The organism is Tepidibacillus decaturensis (assembly GCF_001561915.1).
In the GTDB taxonomy this organism is placed as follows: Bacteria; Bacillota; Bacilli; order Tepidibacillales; family Tepidibacillaceae; genus Tepidibacillus_B; species Tepidibacillus_B infernus.
In genome coordinates, this window is the sequence record NZ_LSKU01000001.1 from 245,958 (window position 1) to 257,942 (window position 11,985).

Sequence of the window (11,985 nt, forward strand, 5' to 3'; positions counted from 1 at the left end):
AGAGTTATTTTTTCATTGGGAAAAACATTATTACTATTTTAATTAAATAAAGAACCCCTCACAATTTCATCACAAAATGTGGCTATTTTGTGAATATTTAATCAAACTTATGGTAGAATTGTGATGATAGGTTTATAATCAGAATTGAAAAGAAGTTATTCTAAATTAGAATGACTTCGAAAGTAATAGGACTTATATTTTAAAAAAATTTATAGGAGGGGAAAGAAAATGATTAAATTTTTAAAGGAAAATGTGTATGCTTCTTATGTTTTAACTCTTGTTCGTCTTTATCTAGGGTATGAATGGATTCAAGCAGGGTGGCATAAGCTTACAAGTGCAGAACCATTCAATGCACAAGGATTTTTAATGGGAGCTGTAAAAAAGGCAACAGGTGATCATCCAGTAGTTCAAAGTTGGTGGGCAAATTTCTTAGACGCATTTGCTATTCCAAACGTAGGATTATTCAACTTCTTAGTCCCTTACGGTGAATTTTTAGTAGGTTTAGGACTTATCCTTGGAGCATTAACGACAGCGGCAGCATTCTTTGGTATCTTAATGAATTATGCATTTATGTTTAGTGGTTCTACAAGCACAAACGTACAAATGTCTTTACTCACTATTTTCATTTTGGTTGCAGGATTTAACGCAGGTAAAATTGGCTTAGATCGTTGGATTATTCCTTACATTAAAAAAGCAGTTAAAAAAGATGCAACATTAGAAGCGTAAAAAACATTCATAAATTTCACTTCCATAAAATAACCCTCCTGTTTTTAGGAGGGTTATTTGCGTGATCTTAATGAACAACTATCCTTTCAATCGTGGTGAAATTGATTTGTAATATTGTCCCTTTTCTACATATTCTCTTCGAATTCGTTCCATCTCTTTTATTTCTTCTTCCGTTAATGGTCTTATGATATTAACTGGATGTCCGAAGGCTAAGGTGTATGGAGGAATTTTTTTTCTAGGTGGAACGAGACTTCCAGCACCAATCATTGCACCTTCACCAATGTCAGCCCCATCTAAAATAATGGATCCCATACCAATAAGGGCACCCTTTCTAATCGTTGCACTGTGGAGAAGAACACGGTGTCCTATTGTTACATTATCTTCAATGATGAGCGGCGTATTAGGGCTTTGATGAAGAACAGAGTGATCTTGGATATTAACACGATTACCGATGATCGTAGGTGCTACATCTCCTCGGATCACTGTATGAAACCAAATACTAGATTCTTCACCGATCGTTACATCTCCGGTAACGACTACGGAATCTGCAATAAATGCGCTAGTTGCAATTAATGGACTTTTTCCTTTATAGTTGTATAGTATCATTGATTTATCACACCTTTTGAAATCATTATTCTTGGTTCAACGAAAGTCGATAGAAGTTTTTTTACAATAAGTGTAGCAAAAAATGATCAAGATATACAAATGAAAGTTGGTGAGGCTTGGATGTACGATTGTATTGTGATCGGTGGTGGACCTTCAGGATTAATGGCTTCAATTGCAGCTGCTGAAAAGGGGGGCAAGGTTCTTCTTCTCGATAAGGGAAACAAGTTAGGTCGTAAATTAGGCATATCTGGTGGTGGCCGCTGTAATGTAACTAATCGGATGCCTGTGAATGAGCTGATTCAACAAATTCCGGGTAATGGGCGATTTCTATATAGTGCATTATCAATGTTTAACAATGAAGATATTATTATCTTTTTTGAGAAACTGGGAATAACGCTGAAAGAAGAGGATCATGGGCGAATGTTTCCTGCTACTGATAAAGCTCAAACCGTGGTCAATGCTTTAGTCAATAGGGTAAAAGAGCTAGGGGTAGAGATTCGCACAGATGCTTCAGTTAAGACTGTTCATTATCATGATGGTCGTACAACTGGAATTGAATTGAAAAATAGGGAAGTGATTCTAGCAAAAACAGTGATTATAGCAGTAGGTGGGAAATCTGTACCCCAAACGGGTTCGACCGGTGATGGGTATGCATGGGTAGAAAAAGCTGGGCACACCATTACAGAGCTGTATCCGACAGAAGTACCAATTACCTCAAGCGAATCATTTATCCAAGAAAAAGTATTACAAGGCTTATCTTTACGAAATGTGGGTCTTTCTGTTTTAAATGAGAAGGGAAAGATTATCGTAACACATCAATTGGATATGATTTTTACCCATTTTGGAATTAGTGGGCCTGCAGCATTACGTTGTAGTCAATTTGTTGTAAAAGAATTGAAAAAGTCAAACGATCGTACTGTTACCATGATGATTGATCTTTTTCCTGATAAAAATGAAGAAGACGTCGTACAAGAGATCACATCAGTTCTGGAAAAGGAGCCAAAAAAGGCAATCAAAAACGCTCTGAAAGGCTATATTCCAGAACGTTATTTGTTATTTTTACTAGGCCATATAGGTATTGAATCTGATATGATTTATGCTTATTTAGCAAAGGAAAAAATAAGATGGTTAGCTAAGACAATCAAAGGTTTTACCTTCAAAGTAAATGGTACTCTCTCGATTGAACAAGCCTTTGTTACCGGTGGTGGAGTATCCATCAAAGAGGTGGATCCAAAACGAATGGCCTCAAAAAAAATGAAAGGTCTTTATTTCTGTGGAGAGATTTTGGATGTACATGGGTATACAGGAGGATTCAACATTACAGCAGCTTTTGTAACAGGTCATGTGGCTGGAAAAAGTGCGGCAGAAGAAGCGATTCAGCAACCATAGTTGAACGGTATTCTGTATATGTTTGCTTAAGCTCAAGTTGCTTGTAACACTAAATTTCCGCTTGTTCAGTTAAGATAAGTGGTCCTTTTTTTGTGATGGCAATGGTATGTTCATACTGTGCAGATAAACTTCCATCTACTGTTTTAGCCGTCCATCCGTTAAGCTCCATTCTTGTTTGGTAAGAACCGATATTTATCATAGGCTCAATTGTAATGACCATTCCTTCTTTTAATCTAGTCCCTTTCCCAGGGGTTCCAAAATGAGGGACATAGGGAGTTTCGTGAATCGTTGGACCTAAACCATGCCCGGTAAAATCTCTAACCACTGAAAATCCCTTCGATTCTACAAAACTTTGAATCTCGTAACCAATATCTCCTAAGCGATTTCCAATCACTGCTTTTTGTATTCCTCGGTATAAAGCTTCTTTTGTCACTTCTAATAATTCCTTAGCTTCTTTGGAGATTTTCCCAACCGGGTAAGACCATGCCGAATCAGCAAGATACCCATTAAAATTAACCACCATATCAATAGTAACAATATCTCCCTCTTTTAATGGGTTTGCATTAGGAAAACCATGACAAATTTCATCATTCACAGATGCACAAGTAGCAAAGGGATAACCTCGATATCCTTTTTGTTCTGGTGTAGCCCCATGTTTTTTTAAATAATCCTCAACAAATAGGTCAATCTCTAAAGTAGTGATTCCTGGTTTGATCATTTTAGCAATTTCTTTATGACAAGAAGCTAATAGTTCCCCTGCTTTTTTCATCATACTGATTTCTTTTTCACTTTTGGTGTTCACAGATAAACCTCCATTTCTAATTTTAAGGTCATATCACTATTTTATGCAGTATCTACTTCTTTCTACATCATTTTTTGACTTTGTGAATGAATAAAAAGGCTAATGTCAAAACTAAAAAAATGGAGATTAAACATAAAGGAGTACAAGCAGTGAATATTAATCCTTATCAATTATTTACATTGATCGTCTTTTTTGAATCGAGTACCGCTATTGCTGTTGGTACCGGTTCTGGTGCGAAGCAGGCAGCTTGGATAGCCATTCTGATAGGAATGTTTGCTGGTATACCATTATTTTTACTTTACCATTATCTATATCAAAAATTTCCTGAAAAACCTTTGATTAGTTATTCGCAAATGATTCTAGGTAAATATTTAGGCTGGCTCATTGGAATCATATACGTTCTATATTTTATTTATATTGCTTCAAGAGACTTAAGGGATTTTGGTAGCTTAGTTGGGGTTACCTTACTAGGTAATACCCCTTTATTGATTGTAAATATGTTTATGATTGTATCTGTAGCTTATGCGATAGGAAAGGGAATAGAAGAATTAGGAAGACTAGCTGAATTTTTCTTTATTCCAACCATTATTCTTTCAACAGTCTTTATCACTGCGTTTCTTTATTTCTCTAAAGTGATTGAATGGAATCGATTATTGCCATTTTTAGGAGATGGGTGGAAATCGGTTCTCACAACAGCATTTCCCTTAACATTTACCTTTCCCTTTGGAGAAATGATCGTATTTACGATGATCCTGCCTAATCTCAGCCAAAAGAAAATGGCATTAAAAACAGGATTGGCAGGAATGGTTTTTAGTGGCCTTCTGATAAGCAGTGTACTTGTTCTAGAAATTATGGTTCTTGGAACCTATGAAATTCAAAACTCTCTATTTCCACTCATCCAAACTGTTGGATTAATACATATTGATTTTTTAACTCGCTTAGATGCGATTGCGGTTATCATATTATTATTCGGCGTTTTTTTAAAGTTTCGGTTTTTTATTATGCAGCTCTTCTTGGAACAGCAGATTTGTTTAAAATAAAAAACAAGAATCAACTGCTTATTCCAATTGGTTTTATCATTCTTCTTTCTTCAATCCTAATAGCAAGTAATATTTCGGAACACCTAGAAGAAGGTCTAAAAATTGTTCCCTATTATCTTCATCTTCCTCTTCAAGTAGGGATTCCTTTTCTTCTATTCGTTGTGACTTTGATTCGAAATCGTTTGAAAACGAAACATCGAATGAAGAATGGTTAATAAAAACAGGATAATTAGAACAATTAATTCACTTAGATTCATGTGTAAAATAGCCTCGACCATTTGATTGGTAGCCTTTTTCAGTGGTATTCCCATTAATATATCCATCAAGATATCGATGCTTAAAGATGAAATAAGCAAGAGCAAAAAGATTCCTAAACCTTTCACTTTCATTTTTTTCCTCTTTTCTATGTGATGGTTTTATTTTTCCCTTTATTGATGGAAATATTAAAACAAGCCATTTTTGTTGCATTTTTCGTTTAGCAATTAGGTAGATGAGTGACATTTCAGATGGTAAAAAATTTCTCCCCAAAAGTAATAGGAATTTGTTACGAAGTAAGACGTTACTTTTGTGGGTTTTGCTAACACCTTTTAGGCGAATGCAGAATACGATGAGGAGAGGGAATAAAAAAGAAGGAGGGAAAAAGATTGCAGATCCATGTTGTTCGTAGAGGTCAAACATTATTTGGAATTGCTCAAGCATTTAATACGACTGCTCAAGCGATTACTGTGGCCAATGAAATACCCGATCCTAACCGATTAGTCGTAGGGCAAGCATTGGTTATTCCAATTGTTGGAAGATACCATTGGGTTCAACCTGGCGAATCTTTGTATAGTATTGGACGACGTTATAATATTAGTCCTAGTGAGCTGGCAAGAGTTAATCGGATATCACTAACAACAATACTTCCTATTGGTTTTAGGTTATATATTCCCCCAAGACCAAAACCTACGATTGAAGTCAATGCTTACCTTGAACCAAGGGAACGAATTACACCTGCCCAAAGACAAGAAGTAAGAAGGGTAGGGAGGTACTTAACTTATTTAGCACCATTTAGTTTTAGGGCAAATCGAGACGGTTCATTGACTCCGCCTCCACTCGATGATATTCCTAACATTGCCCGCTCTTTAGGGATTACGAATATGTTAGTTGTTACAAATCAAGAAGCAGGACAATTTAGCAAGGAGCTAGCACATATTTTATTTACGAATGAGAGCATATCTAATCGTTTCCTTAGTAATATTATCAATACTGCTAATCGTTTAGGTTTCAGGGATATCCATTTCGATTTTGAATTTATTGATCCGAACGATCGAGAGGCATACAACCAGTTTTTAAGAAGAGCTCAAAGCAGACTAAAACCAGCTGGCTTTTTATTATCTACGGCGTTAGCCCCAAAAACAAGTGCGGCACAAATAGGTGCTTGGTATACTGCACACGATTATAGAGCTCATGGTCAAATCGTTGATTTTTCCGTTCCCATGACGTATGAATGGGGATATACTTATAGTACACCACAGGCAGTTAGCCCTATTGGACCAGTTCGTCAAGTGATCCAATATGCTTTAACAGAAATGCCTGCCAAAAAGATTATGTTAGGGCAGAACTTATATGGTTATGATTGGCGAGCCCCCTTTAGGTATGGTGGAGAAGCAGCAAGAGCATTAAGCCCTCAGCAAGCGATTGAATTGGCTAAGAGGGAAAATGTAGCGATACAATATGATACCCGTGCCCAAGCCCCATTTTTTAAATATGTTGATGATCAAGGACGAGAACATGAAGTATGGTTTGAGGATGCAAGGAGTATTCAAGCTAAATTTGACTTAATCAAACAATTAGGGCTAAGAGGAATTAGTTATTGGAAATTGGGACTTTCCTTCCCGCAAAATTGGCTGCTTCTAGAGGATAATTTCAATATCACCAAAAGATAATCATTACCTTATTTCTTCAGTGAATCCTGAAGCTATAAAAACTTTCTTCCATTTGTCATTTAAGGGTTTGTATATTCCATAAGCTGCGACATAGCGTGACTAGCAGCTTTAGCTGTGTAGCACGACTTGTACACTTTGTGTGCCTTCAGAAGTGCCCTTCTCTCCGTAATCTTTATTCATAGAAGGGCACGGATGACGGAGCGCGATGGAATATACAAACCTTTTCTTATACTATTATGGGCTATATATTGAACAAATGGTGAACAAACATGATCCATCAAAAATAAAAAGAAAACGAGTGTAAACGGTTTAAATAGAAGATAAATTGCTCTAATTTCGTTAAATCAACTTTGTGTATAGAGTTAATACATATTAAGATAAAAACAACAATAACATGTGAAATATTTCACAATAAAACAGAATAATTAAACCTATATAAATTTGAAGGCGCCATTTATAGTTGATAAGTTGTTGTTATAAGTAGGTTTATTTAATATTTTAGAAACAAATGAACATTTTAATTCTTTTGCTTGTTACAATTTATTGTGTATTTATTCACATTAAAAATGGAGGAGAGCATAATGGAAAAAGTGCTTGAGAAAGCAAATCATCAAAATGAAAAGATGCAAGATGAAGGGAAAGAGATGGTTCAGACTACAATTGATGAATTAGTAAAAAACGCTAAAATTGCTTTACAAGAAATGATGAAATTGAATCAAGAACAAATTGATGAGATTGTAAAGCAAATGGCTTTAGCTGGATTAGATCAACATATGCCACTTGCTAAAATGGCAGTTGAGGAAACTAGAAGAGGAATTTATGAAGATAAGATCATTAAAAATCTGTTCGCTACAGAATACATCTACCACAGTATCAAGTATGACAAGACGGTAGGGATCATCGAAGAAAATGAACTAGAAGGCTACTTTAAAGTAGCAGAACCAGTGGGTGTTATCGCAGGGGTTACACCGGTAACCAATCCAACATCTACAACGATGTTTAAAGCAATTATCTCTTTGAAAACAAGAAATCCAATTATCTTTGCTTTTCATCCCTCTGCACAGAAATGTAGCGTAGCAGCTGCAACAGTTGTTCGGGATGCAGCAGTAAAAGCTGGTGCTCCAAAAGATTGTATTCAATGGATCGAAACGCCTTCGATTGAAGCAACACAATTATTAATGAATCATCCAGGCGTTGCGCTTGTATTAGCAACAGGTGGTTCAGGGATGGTCAAATCTGCTTATAGTACAGGAAAACCTGCATTAGGTGTGGGACCAGGTAATGTACCCTGTTATATAGAAAAAACAGCCAATATTAAACAAGCGGTAACCGATTTAATTCTTTCCAAGACCTTTGATAATGGAATGATTTGTGCTTCTGAACAAGCAGTTATTGTAGATCAGGAAATAGCAAAAACGGTTAAACAATATATGATGGAAAATCATTGCTACTTCTTAAACAAAGAAGAAATAAAAAAACTTGAGAAACTTGTAATCAATCCAACCACTTGTGCAGTAAATGCATCGATTGTTGGTCAATCACCTATAAACATTGCAGAGCAAGCAGGCATTCAAGTACCAAAAGAAACTAAGATGTTAGTTGTTCCGCTAGAGGGAGTAGGAGAAGAATACCCCCTTTCTCGAGAAAAGCTTAGCCCAATTCTTGCTTACTATGAAGTAAAAAATGTGGATGAAGGAATTAAGCGAGCTGAAGAAATGGTCTTGTTTGGCGGGATGGGTCACTCTGCTGTGATTCATAGTCAAAATGATGAAGTGATTCAAGCATTTGCTAGTCGAATTAAAACAGGCCGACTCATTGTTAACGCACCATCAACTCATGGAGCGATTGGGGATATCTATAATGCCAATATTCCATCCTTAACCTTAGGGTGTGGCACTTATGGATCGAATTCAACAACAGATAATGTATCCTCTGTCAATTTGATTAATGTTAAAAAGGTAGCTAGGAGAAAAGTAAATATGCAATGGTTCAAAATTCCATCCAAAATCTACTTTGAAAGTGGTTCTGTTCAATATTTAGAAAAAATGCCTGAGATTTCTCGAGCATTAATCGTAACTGACCCCATGATGGTGAAATTAGGTTATGTGGATCGGGTCTTATATTATCTAAGAAAACGACAAAATTACGTGCATAGCGAAATCTTCTCTGAAGTAGAGCCAGATCCATCTGTAGAAACCGTCTTAAAAGGAGCCGAATTGATGCGTCAATTCCAACCAGACGTGATTATTGCTCTAGGTGGTGGCTCAGCAATGGACGCAGCAAAAGGCATGTGGCTATTCTATGAATATCCTGGAGAAAAATTCGAGCATATGAAACAAAAGTTTATGGATATTCGAAAAAGAGTCTATAAGTTCCCTAAACTTGGTGAAAAAGCAAAATTGGTTGCTATTCCAACAACATCAGGTACAGGTTCAGAAGTAACTAGTTTTGCGGTGATATCAGATAAGAAAAATAATATTAAATACCCACTTGCAGATTATGAATTAACACCAGATGTTGCGATTATTGATCCTGATTTTGTGATGACAGTACCAAAGAGTGTAACAGCCGATACTGGTATGGACGTACTCACTCATGCGATTGAAGCATATGTCTCGGTGATGGCGAATGATTATACGGATGCACTTGCAATGAAAGCAATCCAATTAGTCTTTGAATATTTACCAAAAGCCTACCACAATCCCAATGATAAAGTGGCCAGAGAAAAAATGCATAATGCTTCTTGTATCGCGGGTATGGCGTTTGCTAACGCATTCCTTGGTATCAATCATAGCTTAGCTCACAAATTAGGTGGAGAATTCCATATTGCGCATGGTAAGGCAAATTCAATTCTTCTTCCTTATGTGATTCGCTATAACGCAACGAAGCCAACAAAATTTGTCTCATTTCCTAAATATGATCACTTTATTGCCAATGAAAGATATGCTAAAATTGCTAGAATGCTAGGATTAAAAGCGAGAACAACAGAAGAAGGAGTGCAAAGTTTAATTGAAGCCATTATTCAGTTAGCAAAAGAATTAAATATGCCACTCACCATTAAAGAAGCAGGAATCGATGAGAAAACATTCGAAGCGAAAGTGGAAGAGTTAGCAGAAAAAGCGTTTGAAGATCAATGTACAACAGCAAATCCAAGATATCCACTTGTAAGTGAACTAGCAACGATTTACCGAGAGGCTTTTCAAGGAAAAGGAATTGTATAAAAGATTTTAAAAGGGGCTGAATACTAATGATCAGTGAAAAAGTAATTCCAGCTTGGGCTGGATTTAAAGCAGGTAAATGGATGGAAGAGGTGAATGTTAGAGACTTTATTCAATTGAACTATACACCATATGATGGGGATGGAAGTTTTCTAGCAGGGCCATCTGATCGTACTAAGAAACTATTAGACAAAGTATTTATTTTAATCGAACAAGAGAGAAAGAATGGGGGAGTACTAGATGTTGATACAGCAACCCCATCTACGATTACCTCCCATGGTCCAGGATTTATCGATAAAGATTTAGAAGTGATTATAGGGTTACAAACTGACGAAGCTTTTAAACGTTCTATTCATCCAACAGGCGGTATTCGCATGATTGAGGCTGCTTGTGAAGCCTATGGCTATGAAATGGATGAAAAGGTTCAGGAGATTTTTACGAAGTATCGTAAAACCCATAATCAAGGGGTATTTGATGCATATACAGAAGAAATGAAAAAGGCGAGAAAAACTGGGATTATTACCGGTTTACCAGATGCTTACGGTAGAGGCAGAATTATTGGGGATTATCGTCGTGTGGCATTATATGGAGTCGATTTCTTAATCGAACAGAAAAAACAAGAAAAAGCGGCAACAGAAGATGACTTTATGTCTGAAGATACGATTCGCCTTCGCGAAGAATTAACGGAGCAAATTAGTGCATTAAAAGAATTAAGGGAAATGGCATTATCTTATGGTTATGACATTTCAAAACCAGCAACCAATGCAAAAGAAGCAATACAATGGCTTTATTTTGGTTACTTAGCGGCTATTAAAGAGCAAAACGGGGCAGCTATGAGTATTGGCAGAATTTCAACCTTCTTAGATATTTATCTTGAAAGAGACCTTCAAAATGGGTTGATCACTGAAGAAGAAGCTCAGGAAATGATTGACCAACTTGTTATTAAGCTTCGTATCGTTAAATTTTTCCGTACTCCAGAGTATAATGAACTCTTTAGTGGTGATCCAACTTGGGTAACGGAATCCATCGGTGGAATCGGTGAGGACGGTAGACATTTAGTTACTAAGAACTCTTATCGTATTCTTCATACCTTATATAATTTGGGGCCTGCACCAGAACCTAATTTAACGGTATTATGGTCCACTCAGTTACCAGAGAACTTTAAAAAATTCTGTGCTCAAGTCTCGATTGATACTAGTTCCATCCAATATGAAAACGACGATATCATGCGACCAGAATATGGTGATGATTATGGGATTGCTTGCTGTGTATCTGCCATGAGGATAGGAAAGCAAATGCAATTCTTTGGTGCAAGGGCAAATCTTGCAAAGGCATTACTCTATGCGATCAATGGTGGAATCGACGAAAAGAGTGGCGATAGAGTTGGGCCTTATTTTGAGCCAATTGTCGACGAAGTACTTGATTTTGATACTGTGATGGAACGTTATGACAAAGTATTAGATTGGCTAGCTAATCTTTATATGAAGACTTTAAATGTAATCCACTATATGCATGATAAATATTCTTATGAACGGATTGAGATGGCATTACATGACCGTGATATCTTAAGAACGATGGCATGTGGAATCGCCGGACTTTCCGTTGTTGCAGACTCTTTATCTGCGATTAAATATGCAAAAGTAAAACCTGTACGTAATGAAAGTGGCTTAACGATTTCATATCAAATTGAAGGAGATTATCCTAAATTTGGAAATGACGATGAACGTGTTGACAGCATAGCTTCAGAGCTAGTGGAAAGGTTCATGAATAAATTACGTCAAAATAAAACTTATCGTAACGCATTACCAACCATGTCAATTTTAACCATTACATCCAATGTCGTCTATGGTAAGAAAACAGGGGATACGCCTGATGGAAGAAAAGCAGGAGAACCTTTTGCACCAGGAGCAAATCCAATGCATGGCAGAGATATAAAAGGTGCTGTAGCTTCTTTCAACTCGGTATCCAAGCTACCTTACGAACATTCTCAAGATGGAATTTCTTATACCTTCTCGATCGTGCCAAAAGCACTGGGAAAAGAAGAAGAAAGTCGTAATTCCAATTTAGTTGCGCTCTTAGACGGTTATGCTTATCAAAGAGGGCACCATGTGAATGTAAACGTCTTTGACCGAGAATTATTACTAGATGCAATGGATCATCCAGAAAAATATCCACAATTAACGATTCGTGTATCTGGATATGCGGTCAACTTTACCAAATTAACTAGAGAACAACAATTAGATGTCATTCATCGAACATTTCACGAAAGTATGTGA

General features: G+C 36.6%; 9 protein-coding genes. 6 read left to right on the forward strand and 3 right to left on the reverse strand.

Translation table 11 applies throughout. The features are described 5' to 3' along the window. Positions 1-228: 228 nt before the first annotated feature. Positions 229-726, forward strand: a complete 498-nt coding sequence (locus U473_RS01130; protein WP_068722581.1) for a DoxX family protein — start codon at positions 229-231, stop codon at positions 724-726. 78 nt (positions 727-804) lie between these two features. On the opposite strand, the gene U473_RS01135 is transcribed toward U473_RS01130, so the two are convergent. Further along, positions 805-1,329, reverse strand: a complete 525-nt coding sequence (locus tag U473_RS01135) for a gamma carbonic anhydrase (protein ID WP_068727335.1) — start codon at positions 1,327-1,329, stop codon at positions 805-807. 102 nt (positions 1,330-1,431) lie between these two features. On the opposite strand from U473_RS01135, the gene U473_RS01140 reads away from it, so the two are divergent. Further along, complete coding sequence (locus U473_RS01140; protein WP_235589048.1) at positions 1,432-2,721, forward strand: BaiN/RdsA family NAD(P)/FAD-dependent oxidoreductase; 1,290 nt, start codon at positions 1,432-1,434, stop codon at positions 2,719-2,721. 49 nt (positions 2,722-2,770) lie between these two features. Here the strand turns inward: U473_RS01140 and map are convergent, their stop codons facing one another. Further along, positions 2,771-3,523, reverse strand: coding sequence for a type I methionyl aminopeptidase (map, locus tag U473_RS01145; RefSeq protein ID WP_255421879.1), 753 nt, complete (start codon positions 3,521-3,523; stop codon positions 2,771-2,773). Between the two features lie 149 nt (positions 3,524-3,672). On the opposite strand from map, the gene U473_RS01150 reads away from it, so the two are divergent. Further along, positions 3,673-4,563, forward strand: coding sequence for a GerAB/ArcD/ProY family transporter (locus U473_RS01150; protein WP_161937260.1), 891 nt, complete (start codon positions 3,673-3,675; stop codon positions 4,561-4,563). A gap of 152 nt (positions 4,564-4,715) precedes the next feature. Here the strand turns inward: U473_RS01150 and U473_RS14470 are convergent, their stop codons facing one another. Continuing rightward, positions 4,716-4,952, reverse strand: coding sequence for a hypothetical protein (locus U473_RS14470; protein WP_153011971.1), 237 nt, complete (start codon positions 4,950-4,952; stop codon positions 4,716-4,718). Between the two features lie 255 nt (positions 4,953-5,207). Between U473_RS14470 and U473_RS01160 the strand changes: the two genes are divergently transcribed. From U473_RS01160 to pflB, 3 genes are all read left to right on the forward strand, one after another. Next, positions 5,208-6,491 (forward strand): glycoside hydrolase family 18 protein, encoded by a 1,284-nt coding sequence (locus U473_RS01160; protein ID WP_068722587.1) that lies wholly within the window; start codon positions 5,208-5,210, stop codon positions 6,489-6,491. A gap of 581 nt (positions 6,492-7,072) precedes the next feature. After that, on the forward strand, positions 7,073-9,712 hold the full coding sequence (adhE, locus tag U473_RS01165; protein ID WP_181482256.1) for a bifunctional acetaldehyde-CoA/alcohol dehydrogenase: 2,640 nt from the start codon (positions 7,073-7,075) through the stop codon (positions 9,710-9,712). A 26-nt stretch (positions 9,713-9,738) separates the two neighbouring features. Beyond that, positions 9,739-11,985, forward strand: coding sequence for a formate C-acetyltransferase (gene pflB, locus U473_RS01170; RefSeq protein ID WP_068722589.1), 2,247 nt, complete (start codon positions 9,739-9,741; stop codon positions 11,983-11,985).

Bases quoted from the DNA above. Each gene is read 5' to 3' on its own strand.
- U473_RS01130 (WP_068722581.1), top strand. From the start codon at position 229: ATGATTAAATTTTTAAAGGAAAATGTGTATGCTTCTTATGTTTTAACT.
- U473_RS01140 (WP_235589048.1), top strand. From the start codon at position 1,432: ATGAAAGTTGGTGAGGCTTGGATGTACGATTGTATTGTGATCGGTGGT.
- U473_RS14470 (WP_153011971.1), bottom strand. From the start codon at position 4,952: ATGAAAGTGAAAGGTTTAGGAATCTTTTTGCTCTTGCTTATTTCATCT.
- pflB (WP_068722589.1), top strand. From the start codon at position 9,739: ATGATCAGTGAAAAAGTAATTCCAGCTTGGGCTGGATTTAAAGCAGGT.
- adhE (WP_181482256.1), top strand. From the start codon at position 7,073: ATGGAAAAAGTGCTTGAGAAAGCAAATCATCAAAATGAAAAGATGCAA.